The organism is Marinomonas hwangdonensis, assembly GCF_003721245.1.
Classification (GTDB): domain Bacteria; phylum Pseudomonadota; class Gammaproteobacteria; order Pseudomonadales; family Marinomonadaceae; genus Marinomonas; species Marinomonas hwangdonensis.
On sequence record NZ_RIZG01000006.1, the window covers coordinates 50,856 to 77,289 of the forward strand.

General features: G+C 42.4%; 28 protein-coding genes. 20 read left to right on the forward strand and 8 right to left on the reverse strand.

Features of this window, described 5'->3' with window-relative positions; genetic code table 11:
* The first annotated feature begins 73 nt into the window (after positions 1 to 73).
* A complete protein-coding gene (locus tag EBI00_RS10835) occupies positions 74 to 2,428 on the forward strand; it encodes a DNA polymerase II (RefSeq protein ID WP_241557017.1) in 2,355 nt (784 codons plus the stop codon).
* Positions 2,429 to 2,450: 22 nt separating this feature from the next.
* On the opposite strand, the gene EBI00_RS10840 is transcribed toward EBI00_RS10835, so the two are convergent.
* Both EBI00_RS10840 and EBI00_RS10845 read right to left on the reverse strand, forming a co-directional pair.
* Entirely contained in the window at positions 2,451 to 3,227 is a 777-nt protein-coding gene (locus EBI00_RS10840) for a TatD family hydrolase (protein WP_123095954.1), read from the reverse strand.
* Entirely contained in the window at positions 3,224 to 4,408 is a 1,185-nt protein-coding gene (locus tag EBI00_RS10845; RefSeq protein ID WP_123095955.1) for an EAL and HDOD domain-containing protein, read from the reverse strand. Before EBI00_RS10845 ends, EBI00_RS10840 begins: the two co-directional genes overlap by 4 nt.
* A gap of 114 nt (positions 4,409 to 4,522) precedes the next feature.
* On the opposite strand from EBI00_RS10845, the gene EBI00_RS10850 reads away from it, so the two are divergent.
* A complete protein-coding gene (locus tag EBI00_RS10850) occupies positions 4,523 to 5,458 on the forward strand; it encodes a chemotaxis protein CheV (RefSeq protein WP_123095956.1) in 936 nt (311 codons plus the stop codon).
* Positions 5,459 to 5,534: 76 nt separating this feature from the next.
* Here EBI00_RS10850 and EBI00_RS16185 read toward each other — a convergent pair whose 3' ends face one another.
* Positions 5,535 to 5,759 (reverse strand): hypothetical protein, encoded by a 225-nt coding sequence (locus EBI00_RS16185; protein ID WP_241557024.1) that lies wholly within the window; start codon positions 5,757 to 5,759, stop codon positions 5,535 to 5,537.
* Here EBI00_RS16185 and EBI00_RS10855 point away from each other — a divergent pair.
* The 5 genes from EBI00_RS10855 (at position 5,653) to EBI00_RS10875 (ending at position 9,147) form a co-directional block, all read left to right on the forward strand.
* Positions 5,653 to 6,399, forward strand: a complete 747-nt coding sequence (locus tag EBI00_RS10855) for a sulfite exporter TauE/SafE family protein (protein WP_241557023.1) — start codon at positions 5,653 to 5,655, stop codon at positions 6,397 to 6,399. The genes EBI00_RS16185 and EBI00_RS10855 overlap by 107 nt on opposite strands.
* 99 nt (positions 6,400 to 6,498) lie before the next feature.
* Entirely contained in the window at positions 6,499 to 7,491 is a 993-nt protein-coding gene (hemH, locus tag EBI00_RS10860; protein WP_123095958.1) for a ferrochelatase, read from the forward strand.
* Positions 7,492 to 7,504: 13 nt separating this feature from the next.
* Positions 7,505 to 8,248 carry an HAD family hydrolase gene (locus tag EBI00_RS10865; RefSeq protein ID WP_123095959.1) on the forward strand — a complete coding sequence of 248 codons (744 nt, stop codon included), beginning with the start codon at positions 7,505 to 7,507 and terminating at the stop codon, positions 8,246 to 8,248.
* Positions 8,245 to 8,574 (forward strand): hypothetical protein, encoded by a 330-nt coding sequence (locus EBI00_RS10870; RefSeq protein ID WP_241557018.1) that lies wholly within the window; start codon positions 8,245 to 8,247, stop codon positions 8,572 to 8,574. The genes EBI00_RS10865 and EBI00_RS10870 overlap by 4 nt, the downstream gene beginning before the upstream one ends.
* Positions 8,575 to 8,634: 60 nt before the next feature.
* Entirely contained in the window at positions 8,635 to 9,147 is a 513-nt protein-coding gene (locus EBI00_RS10875) for a DNA topoisomerase family protein (RefSeq protein WP_123095961.1), read from the forward strand.
* Here EBI00_RS10875 and EBI00_RS10880 read toward each other — a convergent pair.
* Entirely contained in the window at positions 9,144 to 10,031 is an 888-nt protein-coding gene (locus EBI00_RS10880) for a TIGR01777 family oxidoreductase (protein WP_123095962.1), read from the reverse strand. The two genes, EBI00_RS10875 and EBI00_RS10880, sit on opposite strands and share 4 nt — an antisense overlap.
* Positions 10,032 to 10,299: 268 nt before the next feature.
* Here EBI00_RS10880 and EBI00_RS10885 point away from each other — a divergent pair, with 268 nt between their 5' ends.
* The 7 genes from EBI00_RS10885 to EBI00_RS10915 are packed head-to-tail and all read left to right on the forward strand — an operon-like array spanning position 10,300 to position 17,979.
* Positions 10,300 to 10,677: a sirohydrochlorin chelatase gene (locus EBI00_RS10885; protein ID WP_123095963.1), complete on the forward strand. Its 378-nt coding sequence runs from the start codon at positions 10,300 to 10,302 to the stop codon at positions 10,675 to 10,677.
* 39 nt (positions 10,678 to 10,716) lie between these two features.
* Positions 10,717 to 12,123 carry a Wadjet anti-phage system protein JetA family protein gene (locus EBI00_RS10890; RefSeq protein WP_123095964.1) on the forward strand — a complete coding sequence of 469 codons (1,407 nt, stop codon included), beginning with the start codon at positions 10,717 to 10,719 and terminating at the stop codon, positions 12,121 to 12,123.
* Positions 12,108 to 12,749 (forward strand): DUF4194 domain-containing protein, encoded by a 642-nt coding sequence (locus EBI00_RS10895; protein ID WP_123095965.1) that lies wholly within the window; start codon positions 12,108 to 12,110, stop codon positions 12,747 to 12,749. The genes EBI00_RS10890 and EBI00_RS10895 overlap by 16 nt, the downstream gene beginning before the upstream one ends.
* Positions 12,750 to 12,758: 9 nt before the next feature.
* Positions 12,759 to 16,175, forward strand: coding sequence for an SbcC/MukB-like Walker B domain-containing protein (locus EBI00_RS10900; protein ID WP_123095966.1), 3,417 nt, complete (start codon positions 12,759 to 12,761; stop codon positions 16,173 to 16,175).
* A gap of 11 nt (positions 16,176 to 16,186) precedes the next feature.
* Positions 16,187 to 16,492 (forward strand): BolA family protein, encoded by a 306-nt coding sequence (locus tag EBI00_RS10905; protein WP_123095967.1) that lies wholly within the window; start codon positions 16,187 to 16,189, stop codon positions 16,490 to 16,492.
* 27 nt (positions 16,493 to 16,519) lie between these two features.
* On the forward strand, positions 16,520 to 16,822 hold the full coding sequence (locus EBI00_RS10910) for an STAS domain-containing protein (protein WP_123095968.1): 303 nt from the start codon (positions 16,520 to 16,522) through the stop codon (positions 16,820 to 16,822).
* An 11-nt stretch (positions 16,823 to 16,833) separates the two neighbouring features.
* Positions 16,834 to 17,979, forward strand: coding sequence for a fused response regulator/phosphatase (locus EBI00_RS10915; protein ID WP_123095969.1), 1,146 nt, complete (start codon positions 16,834 to 16,836; stop codon positions 17,977 to 17,979).
* Positions 17,980 to 18,064: 85 nt separating this feature from the next.
* Here EBI00_RS10915 and EBI00_RS10920 read toward each other — a convergent pair whose 3' ends face one another.
* Entirely contained in the window at positions 18,065 to 18,709 is a 645-nt protein-coding gene (locus EBI00_RS10920; RefSeq protein WP_123095970.1) for a YecA/YgfB family protein, read from the reverse strand.
* A 95-nt stretch (positions 18,710 to 18,804) separates the two neighbouring features.
* Between EBI00_RS10920 and EBI00_RS10925 the strand changes: the two genes are divergently transcribed.
* The 4 genes from EBI00_RS10925 (at position 18,805) to EBI00_RS10940 (ending at position 22,618) form a co-directional block, all read left to right on the forward strand.
* Positions 18,805 to 20,571 (forward strand): RecQ family ATP-dependent DNA helicase, encoded by a 1,767-nt coding sequence (locus EBI00_RS10925; protein WP_123095971.1) that lies wholly within the window; start codon positions 18,805 to 18,807, stop codon positions 20,569 to 20,571.
* Positions 20,562 to 21,080, forward strand: coding sequence for a SprT family zinc-dependent metalloprotease (locus tag EBI00_RS10930; protein WP_123095972.1), 519 nt, complete (start codon positions 20,562 to 20,564; stop codon positions 21,078 to 21,080). Before EBI00_RS10925 ends, EBI00_RS10930 begins: the two co-directional genes overlap by 10 nt.
* 98 nt (positions 21,081 to 21,178) lie before the next feature.
* On the forward strand, positions 21,179 to 22,018 hold the full coding sequence (gene ttcA, locus EBI00_RS10935) for a tRNA 2-thiocytidine(32) synthetase TtcA (RefSeq protein ID WP_206612581.1): 840 nt from the start codon (positions 21,179 to 21,181) through the stop codon (positions 22,016 to 22,018).
* 15 nt (positions 22,019 to 22,033) lie between these two features.
* Complete coding sequence (locus EBI00_RS10940) at positions 22,034 to 22,618, forward strand: YfaZ family outer membrane protein (RefSeq protein WP_123095973.1); 585 nt, start codon at positions 22,034 to 22,036, stop codon at positions 22,616 to 22,618.
* A 95-nt stretch (positions 22,619 to 22,713) separates the two neighbouring features.
* On the opposite strand, the gene EBI00_RS10945 is transcribed toward EBI00_RS10940, so the two are convergent.
* The 3 genes from EBI00_RS10945 to hemN are packed head-to-tail and all read right to left on the reverse strand — an operon-like array spanning position 22,714 to position 25,432.
* Positions 22,714 to 23,256 (reverse strand): adenine phosphoribosyltransferase, encoded by a 543-nt coding sequence (locus tag EBI00_RS10945; RefSeq protein WP_123095974.1) that lies wholly within the window; start codon positions 23,254 to 23,256, stop codon positions 22,714 to 22,716.
* Between the two features lie 22 nt (positions 23,257 to 23,278).
* Complete coding sequence (gene fnr / locus EBI00_RS10950) at positions 23,279 to 24,040, reverse strand: fumarate/nitrate reduction transcriptional regulator Fnr (protein ID WP_123095975.1); 762 nt, start codon at positions 24,038 to 24,040, stop codon at positions 23,279 to 23,281.
* A gap of 21 nt (positions 24,041 to 24,061) precedes the next feature.
* Positions 24,062 to 25,432, reverse strand: a complete 1,371-nt coding sequence (gene hemN, locus EBI00_RS10955; RefSeq protein ID WP_123095976.1) for an oxygen-independent coproporphyrinogen III oxidase — start codon at positions 25,430 to 25,432, stop codon at positions 24,062 to 24,064.
* 120 nt (positions 25,433 to 25,552) lie between these two features.
* Here hemN and EBI00_RS10960 point away from each other — a divergent pair, with 120 nt between their 5' ends.
* Positions 25,553 to 26,149 (forward strand): alpha/beta family hydrolase, encoded by a 597-nt coding sequence (locus EBI00_RS10960; RefSeq protein ID WP_123095977.1) that lies wholly within the window; start codon positions 25,553 to 25,555, stop codon positions 26,147 to 26,149.
* 11 nt (positions 26,150 to 26,160) lie between these two features.
* Positions 26,161 to 26,394, forward strand: coding sequence for a sulfurtransferase TusA (gene tusA / locus EBI00_RS10965; protein WP_123095978.1), 234 nt, complete (start codon positions 26,161 to 26,163; stop codon positions 26,392 to 26,394).
* The last annotated feature ends 40 nt before the right edge of the window (positions 26,395 to 26,434 follow it).

The window sequence follows — 26,434 nt, forward strand, 5'->3', positions numbered from 1 at the left end:
GCTGTTCTGATAGTGACTGATTCATAGTAGCGAAATGTGACATAGCATGTATGTAGAAAAACACGGTTACATTGTGAGCCGCCACACGCGTGACGTGGGCGGCCAGATAGAAATGAGTCTTTTTGTAAAAACCGCTGAGGGGACAGTCAAGGTTGTCCCTGATCGGCAGCTTTGTGTTTTTTTCACAGAAGCAACACTCAGCGACTTGCCCCAGCATGTGGCTGGCGTACAGTGCATGGAATCCTCGTTTCTATCTTTTGCTCATAAGCCTGTCGTTCTTGTGCAATCCAAGAGTCTTGCACTCCACCAACAAATGCTTCACTTCGTCAAACAAAAGGGCTTTCCTGTGTTTGAAGAAGACATCAAAGCGCACAATCGTTATTTGATGGAGCGAAAAATTCGTGGTTCGGTACGATTTATTGGTATTCCTGATGCCAGTGGGCAAGTGTTTCGTGAGGCTCGGGTAATCGCTGGTGACTGGCATCCTGCTTGGACCGTATGGTCACTGGATATAGAGACATCCGTCTCCACAAATACCTTGCTGTCTATTGGTATCACCGCGGCCGATCAACGGGTGGCCTTTGTCGTGACAGATCAAGTCGCTACATCGACTGTCGTTGAGCGTTTTCCTGATGAGAAAAGCTTATTATTGGCATTTATTCGCTATGTAAAAAAACATTCTCCAGACATTTTTATCGGCTGGAATTTAATCGGGTTTGATTTGCACTTTATTGATCAACGATGCCAAGCGTTAGGAATACGTCCTGCCTTTGGCGTTAATGGCGAAAGCTGGAACATTCGCTCTTCCGACAATCAAGGTAAATATTTTGCGAGTATTCCTGGCAGAGTGGCGTTGGATGGCATTACTCTATTAAAGGTGGGAGGTTATCACTTTGAGTCCTACAGTCTCAATAATGTCAGCAAAGAGATTCTTGACGATGGTAAATTACTGCAAGGTGGTGAGCGTTGGCAAGAAATTGAGCGACTTCACAAAGAAGATTTAGACGCTTTTGTCGCTTATAACCTCCAAGACTGCGACCTTGTTCTGCGCATTTTTGATGCCTTGAAACTCATCGAGTTGCAACAAACACGCGTCGATTTGACCGGTATTCCATTTGAGCAAACGGGCGGGGCGGTGGCCGCGTTCGAAAATCTGTATTTGCCTAGGTTACATACTTCTGGCTGGGTCGCTCCAGCTTGGAGTGACGAAGAGTTTGTGGCCAGTCCAGGCGGTTTCGTCATGTCATCTATCCCGGGGCTTTATAAAAATGTTTTGGTATTTGACTTTAAAAGCTTGTATCCCAGCATCATTCGTACCTTTCATGTGGATCCTTTGGCGCGCATTATTGCTAAACAAGAAGTTGCTAAGCAGGAAACAGCTCAGCATTTGCCCACGCATCTAGACAATGATTCAATCTCAGCTGTGCCTCTCGTTCCGGGGTATTTGGGGGCGCACTTTCATCGTCAATCCGCTATTTTACCTGAATTAGTCAGTGAGCTTGCTCAAGCAAGAGAAGGCGCAAAACAATCCTCAAACAGCATTTTAAGTTACGCCATTAAAATCATCATGAATTCATTTTATGGTGTATTGGGGTCCAATGTGTGCCGTTTTTATCACGCCGAATTAGCGAGCTCGATCACGATGCGTGGCCATGAATTACTAGCTAAGACCCAAGTGTGGATGGAAGAGCGTGGAGCCAAGGTGATTTATGGCGATACGGATTCTTTGTTTGTCACACTGAATAACGATCAGGAAGATCCTCACCAACATGGGAAGCTACTGTGTGAGCAAATCAACGCATGCTTGTCTCTATGGTGTCAAGAGTATGCTCAGTTAGACTCGCATTTAGAATTGGAATTTGAGCGTGTCTATGAGCGCTTTTTTATGCCCACCATACGAGGCCAAGAAGAAGGCAGTAAAAAGCGTTATGCGGGGAAATCGGCTGGAGAGATGGTCTTTAAAGGACTTGAGGCTGCCCGCACGGATTGGACGCCCTTGGCTCGACAATTTCAGCGCACCTTATTTGAAAAAATCTTTAATGATGAAAATCCTGTAGCGTTCGTAGAAGAAACCATTGCCAAGCTTAGATCAGGTAAATATGACAACCAGTTGGTTTATAGCAAACAACTGAGCCGACCTCTTTCTTCTTACAGTAAAAATACACCGCCCCATGTAAGAGCCGCAGCCATGATTGATCAAAAAAGAGCAGAGCAAGGATTGCCGTTGGAATACAACAAAGGTCGAAAGCGAGTCCAGTACATATATCAACGCTCTGGTGTGGTGCCCTATGAGAGCGAAAAAGATCTGGTTGATTTAGATTACGAACATTACATTGAAAAACAAATCGAGCCTATTGCGGACAGCTTGTTGCCTATTTTTAAAACGAGTATGGCAAATCTACTGTCGCAGCAATTTTCTTTACTTTAGTGCCTCATAGTGGCTCGTCATTTCAAACTCGAATACCAAAAGCCGTTTCAGTATTCTTGATGGTGGCTTGAATCAAAACGTCCAACGATATGCCCTGTAATTTAGCGACTTCTTCTGCTACCCAAGGTAAATATTTTGGGTGGTTTTTTTTCGGGCGAGGGCGGATGTTTCTTGGTAGAAGAAATGGGGCATCGGTTTCCAATAATAGCTTATCTAATGGAATGTGAGGAACTGAGGCTTGCAAATCTTCACCACGTCGTTCGTCACACACCCACCCCGTTATACCAATAAACAAACCGAGTGCTAGGTAATTGTCCAACTCCGCTCTACTACCTGTAAAGCAATGTATAACAGACTTACTGGCCAACTCAGGGTGTTGTTTTAGAATGGCAATCATGTCTTTATGTGCATCTCGCTCGTGAAGGTATAATGGCAGTTGATGCTCCAACGCTAATTCGATTTGTTGATGAAAAGTATAAAGTTGCTCTTCGGACGTTGAATAGTTACGGTTAAAATCAAGACCGGTTTCTCCGATCGCGACAGGTTTCGAATTAGCGATTAGGGCTGAAAAGCGCTCTTTGCTCAAGCTATCCCATGTTTTAGCTTGATGAGGATGGCAGCCTAACGTGTTCCACATAGTTGGATAATATTGACTTAGTGCTTGTATTTGTTGGCTTTCGTTGTAATCCGATGCGATACAAATCATCCCCTTAACCCCCGTTGCTTGCATCTCTGCAAAGGTTTGCTCTAGGTTATCAAGAAATATCGTGTGATTTATGTTGACGCCAATATCTATCATGAAATCCCCATTTTTTTTGCCTTGCTTAAACTTTTCACGTACAAGTCTCTGAATTTTTGCTCGTCCATACCGGCTTGGCTTAATTTGTCGAATGGTAGCTTTTCCCATCGGCCCGCTTCATAAGCTTCAACCATTTTTAATACACTGCCAAGGTGTCCTTTATAATGCAATAATGCCATTTTCATATTTTCCTCTAGAGGCAGTTCTTCTAACAATAGGGGTAACGTTTCATCCAGAAAGCTGGGTAAATACGAAAACAATCCCACTAAAAAAGCCCCCTCTAGTTTTGGAAACAATGTGTCAGATACTTCTTCGCAAAAACAGGCTCTTGAAAGCGCCATGGAAAACAAACAGTCTGGTTTGCCGGGCACGCTGGTTAACATCGCTAGGCTAACCCATTTAATTAAATCTCGTATGCCAATAATTTCGATGGCTCGCTGTGCATTAGCAACATTAAATTGGCTATAGTAAAACGCGGATCGTGTGAGCTTAATTAATCGATAAGTCAGTGTTGGATCGCGTTCAATGGATTGGGCAAGTAATTTAGGAGAGGACTGATTGTCATTCAGCATCGCCAGCAACTCAATCAATATGACTTTGTATGTCAGTATTCTCTTTCCTTTTACGGCGGTACTTTTTTTGATGAAGTCCCCGCTGAAAAGTCCATTCGATATAACGTCTTTAAACAGATTAAATTGCTCAGCGTGTTGGATGCCATTTATCCAGAGGCATTTTGACGCAATCAAGGGATGTTTTACCCGTTGCACTAACTCTTCAATGGCGTGATTTTCTAGCGTAAAAAGCACATAGTTAAAAGCACTTAACCAATCAACGGAGAAGGTTCTTGGATCAGGGTTAATGATGCCAAATTGGTAACCTTGTAAACGCGCGTCAAGTAATACATCAAGTTCATTATCTGAAAAGATAGGCGTTTCGAGAAAAATCACAATTTTTTCTGTATTGCGAGCGGGCAAGGAGGAAAGTTCATTTACCGCGCCACGCACAAAGATAATGTTGTTTTCTGCCACCGATTTGATGTCAACATCAAACAGAAAAGGCCCCAAATAGTGGGAGGCATCGCCACAAAATGCATCATTAAGCAGTAAAAAATGGTAAGCCTTTGTCTCAATGTTATGGTTTACAACGGCTCTGCGACAAAAGAACACATCGGTTTGACTCATTTTTAACCCTGCTACATAGCGTTTTATATAAAAAATTACTGTATCGTTTAGCTGAATACAATATCATGGTTATAATGGATTTAAGCCTTAATTATAAATAGTTCGGAGTACCGTATGGCAAGCATGTTAGACGCTGTAGATCAGAGAACCAAGTTAGTGGGTGAAAACCGCCTAGAACTGCTCATGTTTCGTCTTGGCAGAATGCAAATGTTTGCCATAAACGTGTTTAAGGTTCAAGAGGTGGTTATGCTGCCAAAATTGAATCTTATGCCGCATAGACACCCGTCAGTCGCTGGTGTGACGCATTTTAGAGGGCGAACGGTTCCTGTTATTGATTTGTCAGAAGCCATAGGTATGAAGCCGATTGATCGCTCTCAGCCGTGCAACCTAATAGTGACAGAATACAATAATACCGTTCAAGGCTTCATGGTTGGTGAAGTTGACCGTATCATTAATATGAACTGGAATGAGATTTTACCACCGCCGGATGGCACGGGCCGTCAACATTATTTAACAGCGATCACTCGTGTCAATGATCGAATTGTTGAGATCATTGATGTTGAAAAAGTGCTCGCTGAAATATCGCCTTACGACAGTACAGTGAGCGATGACATCATTGATAAAGATCTACTTCAATTGGCAAAAGGGCTTGAGGTTTTAGTCGTTGACGACTCTTCTGTGGGTCTGGCTCAGTGCCGGTCTACGTTAGATTATCTTGGCATTACCGTGCATACAGCAACAGACGGTAAGCGTGGTCTAGAGAAATTGAAAAAATGGGCCGCAGACGGTGAAGTGGTTCCTGAAAAACTCTTGATGATGATCACGGACGCTGAAATGCCGGAAATGGATGGCTATCGCTTGACTCGCGAGGTACGTGAAGATCCACGCTTAAAAGATCTTTATATTGTGCTACATACTTCTTTAAGTGGCAGCTTTAACAAAGCCATGGTGCAAAAGGTAGGCTGTGACGATTTCTTGTCAAAATTTCAACCGGACAAACTGGCTTCTTTGATCCAAGATCGGATACGTAGCGTCGTAAATCGTGAATGAAACGTAGCTAGACACATGTACCAACCAATAAAAAGCAGGCTATTAACGTCTGCTTTTTATTTTGGATTCACTTTTTTTAGGCTTTCTTATCTAAATCAAAGTTGTTTAAAACGAATAAACTGGGTTTTTTAAACATCATGCCGAATATTGAGCTGCTCATATTGTTTGCTGTGATTGGTGTTGCTACAGGGCCAATGGCGTCCACCATATTGATTTCTCCTGCTTTACTGGCAGTTCCAATTTTATCCTTTTTTCTTCCAGTCCTTGGCTTATCATTTGATGCTTGGTTTTTAGTTTGCATTGCTACGGCTATTGTCGCCTTTCTTCCAACGCATCTTTACGCTTGGATTGTGGGAATGAAAAATAAGACCGTGGAGACACAAGTTCTTATTCGTCATACAGCGGGCATGGGGATGGGAGGTGTGATTGGCGCTCAGTTGTTATCTTTGGCTTCTGTATGGGCGTTTACATTGGCTTTTAGTTTGATCGCCTTGCTGGCAATAGTCGGTGTTATTCTTGATTTGTTGAAAAAATCCAAGCCCATTCTTTTTCACCCGTACCTAGGTAACATGCCATCAGGTCTACTCATAGGTACGGTGTCTGTTGTTTCAGGAAACGGAGGTGGCGTTTTAGGACATTATTTTTGTCACTTCAAACGCCTCCCTGTTCAGTTACAACAAAGCACGGTAGAGGGATTCGTTGTCTTTATATCGATAGCGGCCATGGTGGGTTTTCTTTACCCTGCCAGCGCATTTGATAACATGGCATTGCAAGGCTTCGCAGGTGTTATTTATCTTCCAGGTGCAGGCGCTTTGGCAATAAGTCATTTTTTCTTCTATTGGCTCTGTCGTAACCGAGGCAATGAACTCGACAAAAAGGTATTATCGATGAGTTTTGTGATCTTTTTGTTGGCTTCTTTAACTCGTATGTGGACAACATAGCCGCAAATTAAGCGGCTTTCTTTTATTTTTTAATCCAAATTTATACGATAAACGTTTTTAAAGTTTCCTCATTTTAAGAATTAACCGATAAGGTATAGCATGAATAATACAAGTAATTACGGTGTACTAATGATGAATTTAGGAACACCTGACGCGCCCCATGCGCCTGAAGTTCGACGTTATCTGAGAGAGTTTCTGTCTGATTCTCGCGTGGTAGATTTAAATCCTCTGTTGTGGAAGCCTATTTTAAACCTGATCATTTTGACCATTCGGCCCCCAAAGGTGGCCAAAATCTATCAACAAGTGTGGATGGATGAAGGGTCACCTTTATTGGTGCTAAGCCAACGGTTGAAAGAGAATGTTAAAACGGCCTTGAGTGAAAAAGCCGGTCATACCGTTCCTGTTGAGCTGGCCATGACGTATGGCAATCCTAGTGTTGAAGTCGCCGCGAATAAACTTCGTGAGCAGGGCGTCACAAACATCCTTGTTGTCCCTATGTATCCTCAATTTTCTGCCACCACCACGGCGGCGGCTTATGATAGGTTAATGAAGTCATTGAAGCGCTGCCCTCATTGGCCGTCACTTCAATTGTTGCACGATTATGCCGACCATCCGCTGTACATTAAAGCGCTTGCAGATTCGGTACGGGCACAATGGGATAAGCAAGGTGAGCGCCGTCACCTAGTGTTTTCTTTTCATGGTATACCTAAACGATACGTAACTAACGGCGATCCCTATGCGAGACGCTGCCACCTGACCAGCCGTTTGGTTGCTGAAGAGCTTGAGTTAACAGAAGCAGACTGGACACATGTATACCAGTCACGGTTTGGACGTGAAGAGTGGTTAAAACCTTACGCTGATGTCACGTTAAAAGCCATGCCATCAAAAGGGATTAAAAGCATCAATGTGATCAGCCCCGCTTTTTCAATTGACTGCATTGAAACATTAGAAGAAATCACCATAGAACTTGGGGATGAATTTAAACATAACGGTGGCGAAGCGTTTGACTATATTCCCGCTCTTAACGATTCACCGGATCAAGTCGCACTCTACCTAAATTTGATCGAGCAGAATACCAAGCAATGGCAGTAATATGAGTTCTATAATGACTGAAGTACAAAACAATGGGTTAACGACGATCGCTTTTGATGCTGACGATACTTTGTGGCGAAATGAAGATATTTTTATCCACGCCCAGGACGAATTTATACGATTGCTTTCGCCATATCATGATGATAACTATATCCGCTCGCATCTAAACGAAGTGCAGATTAAAAACCTTGAGCATTTTGGCTATGGCATAAAAGGTTTTACCCTATCAATGATAGAGACAGCGATAGAATTAACGGAAGGCCGCGTTACGGGCAGAGAAATACATGAGATTATTCAGTTAGCCAAATGCATGCTCGCATCGCGCGTTGAACTGCTGCCGAATGTTTCCCAGGTGCTAGCAGAACTGCAAGGAAAATATCGTTTAATGGTAATCACAAAAGGCGATCTTCTTGATCAAGAAAGTAAACTGGCTCGCTCCGGTATCGCTGATGTGTTTGATGCTATTGAAGTAGTCAGCGATAAAACCTCGGATGCGTACCAACAAATACTGCAGCGACACAAAATAGCCGCCGAAGAGTTTCTTATGGTGGGCAACTCTCTAAAGTCGGACATTCTTCCGGTTTTGGATGTGGGTGGACAAGCGCTGCACATACCTTATCACAGCACATGGGATCATGAACTTGTCACAGAAAGTACTCTTTTACGCTATCCTCAACTCGGAGCGTTGAGAGACATTTCTCAGCTTATTGATTGGTTGAGTGCTGTATCATCAAATACTGAAAAGGCGAAATTATGAAATACATCAAGGTTATGATTGCCTCATTGATGGTCATGTCCAGTTTGGCTCAAGCCGACGAAAACACGTTAGACAAGGCCAAAGTGGGCGCACTTCAATTATGGGAAAAGACAAAAACGACTACCTCGGAGGTGGCTGAAAAAACCTCGCAAAAAGCCTCTGAAGTGGGTGATAGAGCGTCTAAAATTGGAAGCAAGGTATCGGAAAGCGCGAAAGAAACTGGTGCCATAGCTTGGGAAAAAACAAAAGAAGCAGGATCTGCCACCGCAGAAGCGGCAAGAAAAGGGGCTGATAAAATCCGAGGACTTGTTGATAAAGAAGAATGACAAGAAGACAGTGCATTTTGTATGAAAGAGTAATACGTAAGTAACGAAAAGAGCTGACACATGTCTGACCAAGATAATAGCCACCCAAAGCAACCTCCCTCTAATTGGGAGCAAGAATTCCTAGACCAAGACGATGCTCATGTTCGCGCCGCTAAGATTCGTTATCGCTGTCCAAAATGCGAGAGCTTATTGGTTTTAAAGGAGGGGGCAAATGGCTCTTTTTGGGGGTGTGAAGCATTCCCAATATGTGATTACACAGCAAACAATCAAGAGGGCAAACCGGTTAGGCCTATACGTTACCTTTGCCCTGCGTGTCACTCACCACTGAGAAAAAAAACCTTTAAAGACAATACTTTTTGGGGATGCTCAAGTTATCCAGAATGTAAAATAACGGTTGAAGACAACCATGGTGTTCCATCAGATACAAAAAAGTACCCTTGTCGAGAGTGTGGTCATTACCTTATCAGAAAAAGAAGTAAAAACGGCTATTTCTGGGGGTGCATTACCTATCCAAAGTGCAAAAACACCTTGAATGACGACAAGGGATTACCAGTATTACGAAAAAAACGCTAGTCAGCTTCTATATCCTGCAATGCTCTCTCTAATTGGCCAAATTGAAATGAAAAACCTTTGTTCTCAAGTTTGTGGCAGGTGATTTTTGGACCTTCTGTTAACAGACTGGCCATTTCACCAAAAATGAGATTAAGCAGCCATTTGGGGGTTGGCATAAAAGCAGGTCGGTTTAATGAGGCGGCGTAGTATTTGGCAAACTGCTTTTGTTGTACTACTTCTGGGGCCACTAAATTAAAGGTACCTTGGTAAGAGTCATCAGACATGGCCGCTGTGATGGCGCCAACAACGTCATCAATATGCACCCATGGGAACCATTGTTTTCCATCAGCAATTGGCCCACCCATTCCCAATAAAAAGGGAAGTCGCATTTTTTTCAAAGCACCGCCTTTGCCAAGTACGACCCCCAATCTAAAAATGGTTAAGTGGGTGTTTATGTCTGCATCTTGAAAAGCCTTAGCTGCATTTTCCCAAGCTAGGCATAAGTCATGAGAGAAACCCTCTCTGGGCGGCGTCTCTTCATCAAAAATACCGTTTCGTGCAACACCATAGTAGCCAACAGCGGACATAGAAATAATGCGTTTGGGTCGGTGTTGTAGACTTTTCTGAATTTTGTTTGTCAGTGCTACTCTGCTATCGAATAAAGCTTGCTTGCGTTTTTTTGTCCAAGGTTGCGCCGCGATGTTTTCTCCAGCCAAATTGATGAAAATATCGAATTCTTCGTCTATTTGTACCAAGGTCTCGGTGGTTACTTGCGTCACTTTAGCGTCTAAGCGGCGGTCATTGACTGATCTGACGACCGCATGTACTTGATGTTCATTTTGCAGTAACGACTTAAGCAAGGTCTGCCCGATAAATCCTGTGGCTCCTGAAATTAAAACCTTCATCCAAATACGCCTTAGTTAGGTTAGTGTTAGGTCATACGCATAATAACGGATTTAAGATCAAAGACAGCAAGACTGGTGATTATGGTTAAATGATTTTTTGATATAACACCGCTCGTTGTGTTCGAAATAAGCCGTGTTTCTACTAAATGGCTTTAAACAGTCCGCTTTTGCGTGTACGGAGGATTAGTTTTAAGGTTTTTTGCTCTGCACCTTCTTTTTCTCGGGTAGGATAGCTAAAATATCGGACTGATTAAAATTAGGAACGAATATGTTACGCGAAGAATATGACCACATTGTCCTACTTGCCCATGGAAGTCCTGATCCGCTTTGGAAACAACCGTTTGAATCTTTATATCAACAAATTGCTCAGTCTTATGGCGCTAAAGGTATCAGCCTAGCTTATATGGAGCTGACATCGCCTTCCCTTGAAGATGTGATTGCAGGATTGACCAGTGATGTGAGAAAAGTGGCTGTACTGCCTTTGTTTTTCGCAGTTGGACGTCACCTGCGTAAAGATGTTCCTGCACAAATTGAAACATTACAAACAGAGCAGCTAACGATATCTTTATTACCTCCAATAGGCGACGATGAATTGGTAAAACAAGCCATGATGTCCGTTGTTGCAAGCCACTTAGGCCGAGCCTGACAGTGCAACCTTCTATTCTTGGTTCATGGAGTTGAATGAATGCTATTTAAACACTTGCCCGATGAGATATTTCAGGCTCTAAGTGGTTCAAATAAGATGCTGATCGAAGCGGTGCTTTTTGACCTAGCAGAGGTTTTTTATGATCATGCTGAAGACCCAATAAAAGACAAGTCGACCATCATTGAATCAATTGAAGACACCTTGCACAAGTTGGACACAATTGCATGGAACGATGAGCATAAAGAGTCTTTTGAGTCACCAAAAACCATTCACGATTACGCATTACGCATTTATCATCGGTTGGTGAATACTGGGTGGTTAGTAGAAGAGCAAGAGCTGTATCGTGTCAGTGTTTTAATGACTCCGCAGATTTCCATGCTACTGCGTTCTTTGGTCGAAATTAGCCGCCACGGTAAGCGCAACTATGGCGCAACGGTATTGAGCATTCTTAGTAACCTTGAAGCCGTGGCCAAAAATCCGCAAGAGCGGGGCGTTATCTTGCGACAGTCAGCAGAAGCCTCAAGAGACTTTTCGGCCCATTTGAATCAAATTTTGCTGGGCATTCGCAGCTTACAAAGAGAGCTGTTTGCGAGTCGTGACCCTAAAGCAATTGTTGCTGGTTTCTTTGATTTGTTTGTCGAGGGAATACTGATCGCTGACTATAAAACCATTAAAACGAGCAACAATCCTTTTCGATTTCGACGCCAGATTCTTGAGTTGACACAAGAGTTCTTGTCTAACCCAGACATTATGAAGCAGGTGACTCAATGTTACGTTGATCAACAATTGATAACCGTTACGCAAGCTCAAGCCATGGTTGAAAAGGATTGTCGTGACATCATTCAAACCTTTAGTAATATTGAGCAACGCTTAGAGCGCATTGATGAATACCGTTATCGATTAGAAAAACGAGCTGCTGACACTGCCCGTTACATGGACAGCTCGCGCCCTGGTTTGGCCAATAAGATCGCCGGAATAATTGCAGATGTGGCTAAATTCGAAAAGCTGCCCATTTTGAAACAAGTTGTGGGTGCACGTTTTGTCGGTATGGCGTCAGCCGCACAACCGACAAGACGCCGTGAACCACCACCACCGCGAGTCATGACACCGATAGAAGTGTCAGAAGAAGCCATCAAGATACGCGATCAACAACGCCGCTTTCATGAAGCAAGACAGGTCACTATTCCTAAGATGCAAAGCTATTTAGAAAAGCAAATGGCAGCGGAAAACAGCAAACATATTTTAGATTTTACCATTGAGTCGGTTGAAGACTTCGTTTGCTTTGATCACTTGCGCTATGTTGGCTCCCTGGGCGTCAGTGCGAAAAAAATTGAGGATTTATTCGAAGTGCATTTCACCAACCAGTATTTAGACGTGCATGACTTTGTTGAATGTCGTGAATTTAGTGTGATACGCAGGAGCAAAGCGCCATGCTTAGAGAATTAAAAAAAGTCGTTGAAGAGTCTGGGAAAGACGCACAAGAGTTTCAGCAGACGGCAAACTTCATCCTTGCTAACCAATTTGCCAGCGCCTATAAGCACGGACAGCGTAAACATTATCTACTTATTGAGTCTTATCAAGAGTATTTTGAGCGCTTATTTGATGCCTTAGGAATGACGCTTTATATCAATGAAAATGAGCGCCTTGCGGGTGTGTTACCCATTCAAAAAGAAGCGTTTGTACGCTTAAAAACCGATGAAACCTTATTTTTACTCGTATTGCGACAGATCTATGAAGAAAAAATAGAGAATTTCGAGGTGGACAACGGTTTTGTTGCTACCAACACTCACACTATTTTGGATAGATTTGTGCAGTTGGTAAAAAGAGAAATCCCGAATGAAACTCGCTTTAAAGATATACTGGCGTTGTTCAGCCGTCACGGCATTATTATTCGTGGTAAGTCTTATGAAGAAGACAGTAAAAATTTGATGATTAACATTACTCCTGTGGTGAGGTTAATTGTGACAGAAGCTTACTTGCGACAGTTAGAGTCTTTCAATGGGGCCGATCCAGACGAAGATGACATGGCTGAATTGACTACAGAGACAGAAAACACAGGCACGCAGGAATAGGACCAAAATATGAAAAAGTTAAATCGAATCGTATTAGTCAATTGGTACCTGCTGGGTGCGGAAGACATCAATATTCGCGGCAATACCGCTATTATCGGTCCCACTGGATCGGGTAAATCGTCGTTACTGGACGCCATCCAAACCGTTTTGACGGGTGCCAGTAAACGCCACCTTAACTACAATGCCAGCGCGAACGATGGTAAAGCCAGTGGCCGTAGTATCCGCTCTTACATTTTAGGGATGATAGATTCTGGTCAAGCCAACGCTAAAATATTTGGCACTCAGCCAAGACAAGACGCTGTCAGTTATCTTGCTTTGGTGTTTGAAGACAGTGTGACCGGAAACGAATCCAGTGTTGGCTTAGCATTAAGTGCGTCTCTGGCTTCTCCAGAAGAAGATGTGCTTGGGCGTTTTGTTTTGCCAAATTATGGTGTTAAAAAAGCCGACTTCATCGACGCCATGGAAGGCAAAAGTTACCAAGCCAAGCCTTGGGTTGATGTCCGTGAAACGATGAAGAAAATTTGCCTGGACCCTTATATTAAATCCGGTAGCGCGTCAGCCACACAATTTATTAATCGTTACCTGGAAGAGCTTAGTCCGAGTGCAGATCAGCAAATTACCTTGGATAGCTTTTTGAAAAACTTCAAAAACGCCTTGAAATTTGTGCCCATTGCGTCTCCCACACGATTTGTACAAGACTTCGTTTTAGCCGAAGCGCCGCTTCAAGTAGGCGCTTATCAAAAATCTTTACATGAATACCGTCACCTAGAGGCAAAAACCCTTGAAGTGGCAAAACGCATTGATGACCTAAAACATATTCAACAAGATTGCGAAAAAAAGCATCAGCAAGAACAGAGTGCAATCAATTATCAATGGATCGCTACCGAAGCGCGATTTGATGAGTTGGGCAGCAAGCAAGACGATATTCAAGATCAATATGAGCTCCATAAAGAGCGAGAAGAAGACATTGATGAAGAATTGGCAACACAAGCCAGCTTATTAAAACAGTTACAAGGACAGTTGCTGCGTTTTGAACAACAATATGAGCACTCCGATGTTGGTTTAAAACTACAACAGCTTGAACAAAGTAAAAAGTTGCTTACTCTACAAGGTCAGCAAGACCAAAAAGCCATCATGCAGGTGCGTCAACTCATTTTATTGTTATCGACCCTGCAGTCCTTCGAGGACTTGTTGTCGAAAGACACCATCAGCATTATCAAAAGTTTTGCCGAATTTAATGGTCTAATTAGTGAAGAGGGGCGCATAGACGGCAGCCTTAAACCACTGGCGCAGAAACTGATCGCGCTCAATGAATGTTTAGACAAAGAAAAGTCTCAGGTATTTGCGCAACGCTCTGAATTAAATCGCACCATTCTGAATTTGAAAGATGAATGCAAACAGTTAGAGTCTGACGTCTCTTCGTTAAAGGGGGGAGTTAGCCCGCTATCGCAAAACACGAAACGCCTTGTTGCTTTATTAAAAGACGCCAATATCACTGCGACACCTTTGAGTCATTTAGCCGAAGTGACGGATAGAAAGTGGCAGGACGCAATAGAAGGGTATCTTGGCGCGCAGCGCGAGGCGCTCATTGTAGAACCGGAAGATGCCGAAGAAGCTATTCGTATATTTCGTGCGCACCGTCGTCAGTTAATGGGCTGTCGCGTTGTGGATACAACCCAAACCAGACTTTGGTTAAACCGTGGTGATCAACATTCAGCATTACGTTTTATACGTTGCAATAATGATCATGCTCAAGCTTACTTAAACCGTCGTTTAGGGGGGATTAAACCGGTTGAAACCGAGCGTGAATTGTTACGTGAAGACAGTGCTATGACAGCCGATGGGATGTTGAAGTTAGCAGGAACGATTTCTACCATTCGATTTGTTCCACCCATGATGGTGGGCATTAATATCGAAGGTATGAAGGCATCTCGCGAAAAACAATTAGCCAGCCTGAGTGGCGAGTTGATGAACTTCATGAAAGCCGATCAGCGTCTTGAGCAAGCCGATTCCTTGCTTGGCCGTGTGATGGCCAATAATCAATTTGACGCAGACAGTCTAAGTACTGCCAGCCATACTTTGACCCGTTTAGGTCAAGAGTTAGAAGCGGTAGACGTGCAAATCCAGCAGCTGCAAAAACACGATGATACTGACCTACAAGAGCGCATTGAAGAGCTAAAAATACGTATTGCCAATGTTGAATTAGAGTGTAAAAAATTGGATCGTGAGCGACAGCAAATTGCGGAACAGTTTGGCGCCTTGAACACACAAAAAAGTCAATTGAGTTCGGCGCTTGCCGCTCTTGATGAAGAGCGTAATCGTTTAACTTCCAACCCAAAATACGATGCAGAATATGCCAGTGAGCGTTATGGTCTTTTAGAGAGTAGCATGGTTAATGGTGCTGCAATATATAAAGAAGCCATGAGCCGAGCTGAAAAAGCCAGCGAAAAAGCCCGCAGCTTTGATCAGAAAGTGCGTAAAGAAGTAGCAGACCATTACGGTAAGTACCATCAAGCTAACTTAGACAACAATGTACAACTGGACTATTTAGAGTCTAAGTTTGAAGAGTTTGAGTATTATGTGTCTAACCAAATAGAAGTGTTAAGTGAAACGGAATTGGCAAAGTACGCTAAACGAGCCGAGTTGGCACGTAAAGAAGCCGAAGAGACGTTCCGCTCAGACTATGTTTCTAAACTGAAAGACTCTTTGGATCAGGTCGCGCACATTATCCGTGAATTGAATCACAGCCTTAAACGTCGTCCATTTAACCAAGAAATCTATCAATTTCGCTATTACCCAAATGGGGATATGAAGGATATATTAGATCTTGTTGAACGCTTTAGCGCCCAAGACCAAGCGAATGTGGGTGGGTTATTTGATTTGCATTCAAACGATGATCCAGAACATGCTCGTGCGATTGCTGCGATCCAAGAGTTAATTTCAGACGATGAGAAACAACAAGATCTTGCCGATTATCGTAAGTTCTATAATTTCGAAGTCGATATTCTGGATGCAGAAGGCCACAAAAAAACGACGCTGAGTCAACGTATTCAAACGGGGTCGGGGGGGGAGCATCAGATTCCCTTCTATTTGGCAATCGCAGCAGCCCTTTCTACTACGTATCGTTTGCATGAAACGCTGGATGGGGAAATTGTTGGTGGTTTTTCCTTGGCTATGTTTGATGAAGCCTTTAACAAAATTGATATGATAAAAACGTCAACGTGTATGGGGTTTATGAAAGACATTGGCTTACAGGTAATTGCGGCAGCGCCTGACGATAAGCGTGCGGTCATGGCGGCCAATATGGATACAATTATCAGCGTTTGGCGTGAAGGTGGCGCCGTCTCTATCGATGTGGCCTACCCGAAAGAGAAGGGACAGGTATTACTCAATGGGCAATCTGAAAGCCTATTAACTCCGGCATAATTGAGACGAACATGAAGACACAATTACAGATTGATCAGCGTATCAAAGAGCAGTTTGACATACAGCATATGACGCTCGAAAACGAAAGCCATATGCACAATGTACCGAAAGGTAGTGAGTCTCACTTTAAGCTTGTTTTAGTAAGTGACGCATTTGAAGGCAAAAGGTTAGTGCAGAGACACCAACTTGTGTATGGTGCTTTGCAAAAAGAGATGACCTTGATTCATGCCTTGGCAATGCATCTTTACACCACAGCAGAATGGCGTGAGCGCGAGTCGATCGCGCCATCGTCACCGAAATGCCATGGTGGCGAATAAGGGCTAACGCTCTTTTTAGGATAATCGATGAGCATCACAGTCAGTGTTAATGACGCAAGCCTTCAGGTAACAATAGCCATTGTTGGGAGCTTTGATTTTTCGTTATTTAACGAATTCAGAGCTGCCTACATCAATTTAAAGAATGACTATCGTCTTTATGTCGTTGATATGAGCATGGTGGAGTATTTAGACAGTGCAGCACTGGGCATGCTGCTCAGTATGAGAAACGCCTTAGGGCAGCAGAGCAAGATTGAATTACAAGGAGCCAACGAGTTTATTAAGAATATTCTTATGATCTCTCGCTTTGATAAACGGTTTGATATTCATTAGGGATTTGATGAATGAAATTACTATGCATAGATAGCGAACAAATCTATTGCGATATTATTGCCTTGTGCGCCGAAAAAGAAGGGGTAGTTGTTGAAAGCGCAACCAATTTCAACGACGCTATTTCTGTGTTTAAACGTTTTTCTCCTGACATTGTTACTTTAGACGTGTTGATTAAAGGGGGAAGTGGATTAGAGCTTGTGAGGGAGCTAAAGAACTTATCAGGGAAGCGCTTTGTGCCCATGATTTTTCTTGCTTCTCAAACTTCCGATGCTGTAATGAATCGTTGCTTTAAGTGTGGTGCAGATGATTTTATTCCTAAACCCTTCAGTGAAGTTTTATTTGAAATTAGACTTAAGACTCATATGCGTCACGTTGAACTTATCAAAGAGATGTATCGCAAGAATAAAGCATTAACCTACTATCAGGCCATGATTGAGCGTGAGCATGAAATGGCACACCATGTGTTAGATCATATACAAACACGCAGTGAAAATAATACGGATCACGTAATGATTACCCGTTTGTCTGCGGCCAGTTTCAACGGTGATTTGGCGCTCGTAAAAACGCGTTCAGATGGTGCCCGTTTGGCGTTTGTCGGTGACTTCACTGGTCATGGCCTTCCCGCCTCAATTGGTGCATTACCTATCATGCAAGCTTTTTTTGATGCTGTTGATGATTTGCTGAGTGTTCATGACCTTGCTGTGCAAATGAACCGAATTTTAATCAGTATTTTGCCAGACTACATGTTTTGTGCGGGTTACTTACTACTGATCTCTCCTAACGGTGAGGTGACATACTGGGGTGGCGGTATGCCAAATGCCTATATACAACGTAACGATGGTCGTTTCGAATATTTGCATTCCTTGCATATGCCGTTGGGGATTTTAGGTGTTAGTGAGTTTGAAGTGAACCTCAACTCAATAATGTTACATCCAAATGACACCTTAATTATAGTGTCGGATGGTGTGTTGGAATTAAAAAATAGTAGCAACGAGATGCTAGGGGAAGACAGAGTGAAAGAGTTAATTTCAGAGGCCTACCCAAATACACCCTTGGTGGTTGCGCAACTTACTGTAGAAAAAAAGCTAGCTGAGTATCGAAAAGAATCGCTACAAATGGATGACATCACTTTGGTGTCTTTGAGGAATGCTTGTTAGCGAAGTCAGTAACAAACAGGTATGTTAAGCCTGTTTGTTACTTGCTCTTCCGCCGTTTTCAAATCGTGCGCAGACTGAGAGACAATTAAGACTTTTTGGGGCCTTTCTTTTTATTCTTACCGTTCTGAGATTTGGGCGCTACTTTTGGGAAAGGGCGCTTTTCAGGGTCTGTACGCAACACTAAAAACAAATCAGTCACTACTTCTGGTATTTGTGCGATACATGAGTTGGTTAATTTTTCACTGGTACGAATTTGAACAACTTCTTCATCATCAAATAAATCAGAAGCGACCATGATAGGAAGCAAGAGCTCAGCGACAACCTCTTCTTTCTCAGACTCAAACCAATGGCTCTCTGTCATGAAAACGCCTTCCATAAAGCCAGTCGCCCATTCTTGTAACTCGCTTAACTCTTCAGGTGACTCTCCCATTTCGAGTTCACAAGGCACCATAAAACCGTCTTCCGATTCTAATTCTTGCTGAATGTCTGTAAAAAGGCGGGATAAATACTGTAGTATTTGTTTTTCTAGTTTCTCACTTTCAAACTGTGGCGTTTCTTCAAATATGACAGGAAGCCATTTATCTTCCGGAACGGCGCTTGGGCAAACCGCCAAAGCAGTTAAAAAGCCATGAGCCATGACAAAGTTCTGACATTCCTCATGAACCTGATCTGACTCCAAAAAATTTTCTAACGTCTCAAGTTCAAGATCATCAAGAGGTTGGTGTGCCATGGTAGTGTTTCCCTAATACAAATTGAGCTGTGATTTTAACGAAAAGAGGTGGAAAAATCGATGCAGAAAACACGGTGTTAAGGGATAATTGCGAAATGAATTTAAAGAAACAAACCCTTTTACGTCTAGGCTATAGCGAATATCGGCCCCTTCAAGAACAAGCAATTGATGCATTATGTTCTGGTCGAGACGTTTTGCTTGCTGCACCTACAGGAGGTGGTAAATCGCTTGTCTATCAATCGGCTGGACTCATAAGGCCGGGCGTTGCCATCATTGTCAGTCCTTTACTTTCACTCATGTCTCAACAAGTCGAATTGTTGAACAAGAAAGGGATTCGGGCAAAGTTTCTAAATTCCACACTCAATCCAGGAGAGCAAGATGACTTGATTTGGGCGTTGAGATACGAACACATTGACTTACTCTATTTATCTCCTGAGAAACTGGTTCAACCTTCTGTTATTGGTTTTCTGCATAGCTTTGAATTGGCCCTGTTTGCTATTGATGAGGCACATTGTATTTCGCAGTGGGGCGGTTTTTTTCGCCCTGAGTACAGTCAGTTGGGCCAACTCAAAGTGAATTTCCCCAATGTGCCCATTGTCGCACTGACTGGCACTGTGGATAAAGCCAACATCGCTAGTATTCAGCAATCACTGCAGCTGTCAGACTGTCTCGTGTTAAAAAGCAGCTTTGATCGTGCCAATATTCATATTCAAATCGCTCAAAAAAAGAAAGCCAAACAGCAGATTCTGTATTTTTTGCACCATGAAGTGCCAGGTAAAACGGGCATTATTTATTGTCGCTCTAGAAAAAAAACGGAAGAACTAGCCAGCTGGTTAAGGGGCTTAGGATTGCCAAGTCGCTGTTATCATGCTGCTCTTTCAGAGGATGAGAAGCAGCAAAATCACACTTTTTTTGCACAACAGCCCGGCACAATTATGGTCGCCACCACCGCCTATGGAATGGGAATTGATATTGCGCATGTGCGTTTTGTAGTTCATTTGGATCTACCTAATAGTCCAGAAGCCTACTTTCAAGAGATTGGTCGCGCCGGTCGTGATGGAAAGCCTGCAAATGCGCTGTTACTTTACGGACTTCAAGACATGTTACAGGCGCAACAGCTTGTTACATTGCAATCGTCATCTTCGATTATAGAAAGTCAGCAATTACAAAGTTTATTTAAGATACTGGAAAATAGGGGGTGTCGGCGCCAGAATCTTCTCAAACATTTTGATGAAGACTCGGTGCCATGTGGTCATTGTGATCGCTGCTTATCCAGTAAATCTGAGTTAAATATGACAATTGCAAGTCAAAAGCTGCTTTCATTAATCTATCACACCAAAGGTCTTCAGCCATTTGCGACACTGATACAAATATTACTGGGAAAAAAAACCAAATCTTTGAGCTTGATCAAGGGAGACACCTTTAGCCTGTTTGGCAAAGGAAAGGAAATCAGTGAATCGCAATGGAAGTCAGTGATTCGTCATTTGATCGCTTTTGACTATATCACGATTGGAAAATCGCACATTTTCAATGTGCATATCAATGAAAAATCTCGCGCCATATTGCAAGGCAAGTCACAAATCATTATGCCAAGCGAGCATTACTACCCCATTCTTCAAGAAGAGCAACTTTCAACCGATACGGCCAGAATGCATAAAATTTTGGCGTGGAAAACAACACAGACTAATACCCAATTAAGTGATACTCAAATAAGATTGATTTGTTTGCACAAACCCACTTCGATTGCCTCTTTAAGTAGGCTTACAGGGTTGCCGAAAGAAAAAGTGGCGTTATTTGCTGACAGCTTAATGAAGACACTGCATGAATCAGATACGAATGAGACTCTGATTACATGCCCCTGACTCAAAGTGAAATGACACAACAAAAAATCGACCTTACTCGTATTGAAGCGCAAGTGAACCATTGCTTTGATAAAGCCGATGCCTTTTTTGGTGTGCGTTTTAAGCGTTCTCATAGCAGTTTTAAGCAAAGAGGCAAAGCAGCCGGTACTGCGCATCTTTACAAAAATGAATTGCGGTTCAATCATTTTATGTTCGAACAAAATCCTGACGCCTTTTTAAACACAGTGGTTCCTCACGAAGTGGCGCACATCATTGTTTTTCAGATATACGCGGCCAATGCTAAGCCGCATGGAAAAGAATGGCAGGCCGTAATGAAAAAAGTCTTCGGGCTTTTACCGGATAGGACTCACACCTTTGATGTTCCGCCGTTAAAAAAAGCCTATTCTTACTATTGCCTCTGTCAAACACATGAGTTTAGTCAACGTCGCCACAACAGAGTATTGAAAGGAGTTGAGTACCGTTGTAAAAAATGCGCGTCTCCATTAACCCGAATTGAAAAGCATAAATAAAACGATTTTTTCTACTGTTTTCCGCGAAGAAATGCCCTTTTTGATGCAGTAAGATTTTGCCTGTAGTACCATAACAACGTTTCGTTTGCAGTGTATATATGATGGATTTATCAAACCAACCCAAAGAAAAATTAGAGCTTAATAAACTCCAAAAGCGACTTCGCCGTTTAACTGGCCAAGCGATTGCTGACTTTAATATGATTGAAGATGGCGATAAAGTGATGGTGTGCCTTTCTGGAGGCAAAGACTCTTACACCATGCTCGAGATTTTGCGTAATTTGCAAGCCAGTGCCCCCATTAATTTTAGTATCGTGGCAGTAAACTTAGATCAGAAGCAACCCGGCTTTCCTGAACATATATTACCCGCTTACTTAAAAGAAACAGGAGTCGACTTTCACATTCTTGAGCGCGATACCTACAGCATAGTGAAAGAAATTGTTCCTGAAGGCAAAACAACGTGCGGCTTGTGCTCGCGCTTGCGTCGTGGTTCCTTGTATGGTTTTGCCGAGGAAATTGGGGCAACAAAAATTGCACTGGGGCACCACAGGGATGACATTCTGGAGACACTTTTTTTAAATATGTTTTTTGGTGGTAAACTGAAAACTATGCCGCCAAAACTATTAAGCGACGATGGTAAACATGTTGTAATCAGACCACTGGCATATTGTAAAGAAGAGGATATTGAGAAGTTCGCTACCATTAAGGAGTATCCCATTATTCCTTGTAACTTATGCGGTTCTCAAGAAAATCTTCAACGTCAAGTGGTTAAAGACATGCTGCATAAGTGGGAAAAAGAGTTCCCTGGCAGAACAGAGACTATGTTCTCGGCGTTACAAAACGTGGTGCCGTCCCATCTGGCGGATACTGAATTATTTGATTTTAAAGGGTTGAAGCAGTCAGCCGATGCTTTTAATCGATTAAACATAGTGACACTTTAAGATAGGGCAGTCGATATGAATTTAACACATAAAACACTTTTGCTTACCGCAGGTATTCTAGGGGCATCTGTAGTAAATGCCTCAACTGCTGGTGTTAACTTAACTAATGACAAAGTTCAAGGTGACGTCAACTTAGATATGGGAAGCTTTGGTATTAATGCTGGAGCAACACACGATAAAGATAAAGATGTTACAGCCGCTCACGTAGGTCTCAATATTCAAGACTCAGATAGTAGTGGTCCACTTCAGATTGGCATTGGTGTGCGTTTGAACGTTGTTGACACTAATCTTGAGGACGATGATCTCGGCAGAGATAGAGATAAATTATCCATTGCGGCTGGTCTAGGTGGCTGGTACCGCTACACACTTCAGCAAGCAAACCGTGTTAGCATTTATGGCTCTCTGTATTATTCGCCTGAGGTTTTGTCTTTTTCATCAAACCTTAACCATATGTACACATATGAATTCCGTGCTGAATACATGACAATGAGAAACGCTCGTGCTTACATTCGTTATGGCAATACGGTCATGGTTTATGAAGATGATAGCCGAAAAGAGTTCAATAAAGGGTTCTCTGTTGGCGCAACGGTTGATTTTTAATACCTACAATATTTAATATTACAAACAAAAAGGGTGTCCTATAAGGCCACCCTTTTTATTGTATTTCACATATAAATATTAAGTAATCTGGCTATTTATTCACCGTCAAAAGCACACAAACTAAATACAGGAATATCGCTGTCTCTGAGTTTTTGACTGCCACCTAAGTCGGGTAAATCAATGATGGCCGCAACTTCTTTGATATGAGCACCTTGCTTGCTTAACAACTTAATGGCTGCAAACAAGGTACCACCCGTTGCGATCAAGTCATCGAATAGCAAAACTGTATCGCCTTGCTTTACCGAGCTTTCTTGTATTTCTAACTCAGATTCACCATATTCAAGTGCGTACTTCTCAGAAATGGTCTTACCCGGTAGTTTGCCTTTCTTTCGAACAAGGATAAGCGGTTTTTGCAGCTCGTACGCCAGCACCGCCGCAATCAGAAAGCCACGCGCATCAATACAGGCAATATGAGTAATATCTGACCCAATATATCTATGTATGTAAGCATCAACCACCATTCTCATGCCTTTAGGGTCGCTGAAAATAGGGGTAATATCACGAAAACTGATGCCTTTTTTTGGCCAATCTTCTACGGTTTGTATTAACGACTTAATGTAAAAATCATCGTAAAGCATCTAGGTAACGCCTCAATAGCTATTAAATGTTCGCAATTTTACCACAATCACTGGCTACCCCAACCAGTTTTTGTACCTCAGGAAAGTCGATAATTTCTATTTCTTTTCCGTCGACATGTATCAGTTCGCTTTTCTGGAAGCGTGTAATCACCCGGCTTACCGTTTCAACGGCTAACCCTAGGTAATTTCCAATCTCCCCTCTTGACATAGACAAACGAAAGGTGGTGGCTGAGTAACCACGTTTTTTGAATCGAGTAGACAAATTTAGTAGAAAAGAGGCGACTTTCTCATCTGCGTTCTTTTTCCCAAGAAGGACCATCATTTGTTGATCGTCAGAGATTTTTCGACTCATCACTTTGAACAGTTGATGCTTCAATGAAGGGATTTGTGAGGAAAGCTCCTCTAAACGACTAAAAGGAATTTCACAGACGGTTGTTGTTTCTAACGCTTTAGCTGATACGGGATAAATATTAGAATCAATACCACTTAAACCAACCAGTTCACTAGGACAGTAAAACCCCGTAATTTGCTCTTCACCGTGCGATGTGATGTTGAATGTTTTTAAGGTGCCTGATCTAACCGCAAAAACAGAATCGAAAGTTTCGCCTTGGCGGAAAAGAAAATCCCCTTTTTTTAATGGCTTTTTTCGCTCAATGATTTGGTCTAGCCGGTTTATGTCTTCATCAGCTAAAGCGATGGGTAAACATAAAGCGCTTAAACTACAACTTTGGCACTGCGATGTGAGCGTGCTATTAAAGCGCGACTGTGTGTGTGACGTTGTCATATGGAGCTCCCTAATCCCGATCTAGATTACTTTTGAGTATTTTATTTCGCTATGTAAATATTTATCGAAAACCATGCAAATGCATCGAATCAATAATCGGCCGCGTTCTGTTACCTCGATAACGGTCTGCATTCCATCATCGTTAATTTCTATCATCCCATCTTCGATCATCGGCAATAGTTTGTCTACTTCCATCGGAAAATAGTCAAAAAACCGAATGCTAAATTTTTTCTCCAATTCATAAGTATTAAGCTTAAATTGTGACATTAAAGTCATAATCACATGATGGCGAATTCTATCATCAAGGTTGCTGATATAACCTTTCGAGATAGCTAACTGACCTTTTTCTAGACTCGATTGGTATTGCGCTAAGTCTGTGTGGTTTTGTATATAGACTCCTTGTATGTCGCTGATGGCTGACACGCCAAATGCAATAAGATCTGTGCCAGCGTGGGTGGTGTATCCCTGAAAATTACGCTGCAGTTGACCTTCTTTTTGTGCTATTGCCAAGGTGTCATCTGGTTTTGCAAAATGATCCATGCCTATGTATTCGTAGCCAGCATTAATTAAATACTCGATACTCATTTTTAAAATCGCTAGCTTTAACTTAGCGGTTGGTAAACTTTCATCCAGAATCCGTTTTTGCGCCTGAAATCGATCCGGCAAATGAGCATAATTAAATAATGAGATTCGCTCTGGAGACAACTTGACCACATCGGCTAGTGTGCTTTCAAAGCCCTCTATTGACTGGTATGGCAGACCGTATATCAAGTCGAAGTTAATGGATGAAATACCTATGTCTCTAGCATCCTTAACAAGGGATGTTACCATTTCGATTGGCTGCACTCGATGTATGGCTTTTTGTACTTTTAGGTCAAAATCTTGGACGCCAATACTAATTCTATTTATCCCTTTATCAGACAGCAGCTTTAACTTGGAACGACTAATCTCCCGTGGGTCAATTTCGATACTGTAATCTTGGCTGCCATCGTTGATAAGAGTAAAATGCTGTTGAATATTATCAAACAGCACTTCGATAAGTGCCTCAGTCAGAAAAGTGGGCGTACCACCGCCAAAATGTAGTTGAGTTACTTCACGTGATTGATCAAGCATTAGACTACGAAGTCGCATCTCTTCACCCAGTAACTCGACATATTCTCTGCCTTTTTCATATTTCTTGGTCACAATTTTATTGCATGCGCAGTAGTAACAAAGATGCGCACAAAAAGGAATATGAAAATACAAGCTGAGTTTATTGCTTGATGGCATTATCATTTTGTCGATTAAAGCAATTTTACTAATGCTTGCATTAAATTGTGGTGCTGTTGGGTATGATGTATAACGCGGCCCAGCTAGGTCGTATTTGTTAATGAGTACAGTGTCCCAAATCATAAGGGCCTCCTATTAAATTTTCTAATAGCAGTTTACTCTTTTCATTTAATTTTCATTCTGATCCAGATCAATGATTGGCTTTGACAAATTGAATATCCTCTCATTTAAGGAAAAACCGCTATGCCAATATTGCCATTCTATCTTGCTCATGGAGCGGGAGCGGGGCATCAAAGTGATTTTTTAATGCAATTGTGCGATGTCATCACTTCCACTAGACAGCATCCAGTAATACCAGTGACATTCGATTATATGAAGCAGCAAGAAGCTTTAGGAAAGAGGCGACCACCACCGCGACTTGAAACACTAATTCCTGAATTTTCACAAAAGATTGCACACGAAAAAAGCTGTATTGTTGCGGGTAAATCCATGGGGGGCAGGGTGGCCACTCAGTTGTCCCATTTACCTATGGTCAAAGCCATCGTGTGTTATGGCTTTCCGTTCTATCCTGTTGGTAAGCCTGAAAAACACAGACTGTCTTTTCTTAATGAAATACAGGTGCCTTGCCTGATTATTCAAGGTACAAGGGATCCATTAGGTCATTTTGATTGGGTAAGTCGTCAAGCTTTGCCAGATAATATTGATATTCTGTGGATAGAAGGCGCAGATCATGACTTTAAGACATTAAAAAAATATAATAAAAGTATTGCCGACAACATTAGGCAAATCGCCCAAGAAACCGAAAAGTGGCTGACACAAAATACGTCAGTACAACAGTAAAGAGGATTGTCATGAACTATAAAGCGCTGTTAGACGCTACAGGTCTGCTGTGCCCAGAGCCGGTGATGATGTTGCACGTAGAAATGAGAAAACTGTCTCCAAAAGAAATCTTGAAAGTGATTGCAACGGACCCATCTACCACCCGGGACATTCCTAAATTCTGTCAATTCCTTGGACACAAGCTTATCAGCCAACAGCAAGAAAACGACGTGTTTTATTATTGGATAGAGAAAAAGATCGGATAGTAAAAAAGCCTCAACCTAGTCTAACACTAAGTTGAGGCTT

Excerpts from the sequence above, each read along its gene's own strand:
- EBI00_RS16185 (WP_241557024.1), bottom strand. The coding sequence starts at position 5,759 with ATGCAAACTAAAAACCAAGCATCAAATGATAAGCCAAGGACTGGAAGA.
- EBI00_RS10910 (WP_123095968.1), top strand. The coding sequence starts at position 16,520 with ATGAGCATCACAGTCAGTGTTAATGACGCAAGCCTTCAGGTAACAATA.
- EBI00_RS10865 (WP_123095959.1), top strand. The coding sequence starts at position 7,505 with ATGACTGAAGTACAAAACAATGGGTTAACGACGATCGCTTTTGATGCT.
- EBI00_RS10930 (WP_123095972.1), top strand. The coding sequence starts at position 20,562 with ATGCCCCTGACTCAAAGTGAAATGACACAACAAAAAATCGACCTTACT.
- EBI00_RS10855 (WP_241557023.1), top strand. The coding sequence starts at position 5,653 with ATGGCGTCCACCATATTGATTTCTCCTGCTTTACTGGCAGTTCCAATT.
- EBI00_RS10940 (WP_123095973.1), top strand. The coding sequence starts at position 22,034 with ATGAATTTAACACATAAAACACTTTTGCTTACCGCAGGTATTCTAGGG.
- EBI00_RS10925 (WP_123095971.1), top strand. The coding sequence starts at position 18,805 with ATGAATTTAAAGAAACAAACCCTTTTACGTCTAGGCTATAGCGAATAT.
- EBI00_RS10895 (WP_123095965.1), top strand. The coding sequence starts at position 12,108 with ATGCTTAGAGAATTAAAAAAAGTCGTTGAAGAGTCTGGGAAAGACGCA.
- EBI00_RS10885 (WP_123095963.1), top strand. The coding sequence starts at position 10,300 with ATGTTACGCGAAGAATATGACCACATTGTCCTACTTGCCCATGGAAGT.
- EBI00_RS10915 (WP_123095969.1), top strand. The coding sequence starts at position 16,834 with ATGAAATTACTATGCATAGATAGCGAACAAATCTATTGCGATATTATT.
- EBI00_RS10845 (WP_123095955.1), bottom strand. The coding sequence starts at position 4,408 with ATGAGTCAAACCGATGTGTTCTTTTGTCGCAGAGCCGTTGTAAACCAT.
- EBI00_RS10870 (WP_241557018.1), top strand. The coding sequence starts at position 8,245 with ATGAAATACATCAAGGTTATGATTGCCTCATTGATGGTCATGTCCAGT.
- hemH (WP_123095958.1), top strand. The coding sequence starts at position 6,499 with ATGAATAATACAAGTAATTACGGTGTACTAATGATGAATTTAGGAACA.
- EBI00_RS10960 (WP_123095977.1), top strand. The coding sequence starts at position 25,553 with ATGCCAATATTGCCATTCTATCTTGCTCATGGAGCGGGAGCGGGGCAT.
- EBI00_RS10880 (WP_123095962.1), bottom strand. The coding sequence starts at position 10,031 with ATGAAGGTTTTAATTTCAGGAGCCACAGGATTTATCGGGCAGACCTTG.
- tusA (WP_123095978.1), top strand. The coding sequence starts at position 26,161 with ATGAACTATAAAGCGCTGTTAGACGCTACAGGTCTGCTGTGCCCAGAG.
- EBI00_RS10905 (WP_123095967.1), top strand. The coding sequence starts at position 16,187 with ATGAAGACACAATTACAGATTGATCAGCGTATCAAAGAGCAGTTTGAC.
- ttcA (WP_206612581.1), top strand. The coding sequence starts at position 21,179 with ATGATGGATTTATCAAACCAACCCAAAGAAAAATTAGAGCTTAATAAA.
- EBI00_RS10945 (WP_123095974.1), bottom strand. The coding sequence starts at position 23,256 with ATGCTTTACGATGATTTTTACATTAAGTCGTTAATACAAACCGTAGAA.
- fnr (WP_123095975.1), bottom strand. The coding sequence starts at position 24,040 with ATGACAACGTCACACACACAGTCGCGCTTTAATAGCACGCTCACATCG.
- EBI00_RS10875 (WP_123095961.1), top strand. The coding sequence starts at position 8,635 with ATGTCTGACCAAGATAATAGCCACCCAAAGCAACCTCCCTCTAATTGG.
- EBI00_RS10920 (WP_123095970.1), bottom strand. The coding sequence starts at position 18,709 with ATGGCACACCAACCTCTTGATGATCTTGAACTTGAGACGTTAGAAAAT.
- EBI00_RS10890 (WP_123095964.1), top strand. The coding sequence starts at position 10,717 with ATGCTATTTAAACACTTGCCCGATGAGATATTTCAGGCTCTAAGTGGT.
- EBI00_RS10850 (WP_123095956.1), top strand. The coding sequence starts at position 4,523 with ATGGCAAGCATGTTAGACGCTGTAGATCAGAGAACCAAGTTAGTGGGT.
- hemN (WP_123095976.1), bottom strand. The coding sequence starts at position 25,432 with ATGATTTGGGACACTGTACTCATTAACAAATACGACCTAGCTGGGCCG.
- EBI00_RS10840 (WP_123095954.1), bottom strand. The coding sequence starts at position 3,227 with ATGATAGATATTGGCGTCAACATAAATCACACGATATTTCTTGATAAC.
- EBI00_RS10900 (WP_123095966.1), top strand. The coding sequence starts at position 12,759 with ATGAAAAAGTTAAATCGAATCGTATTAGTCAATTGGTACCTGCTGGGT.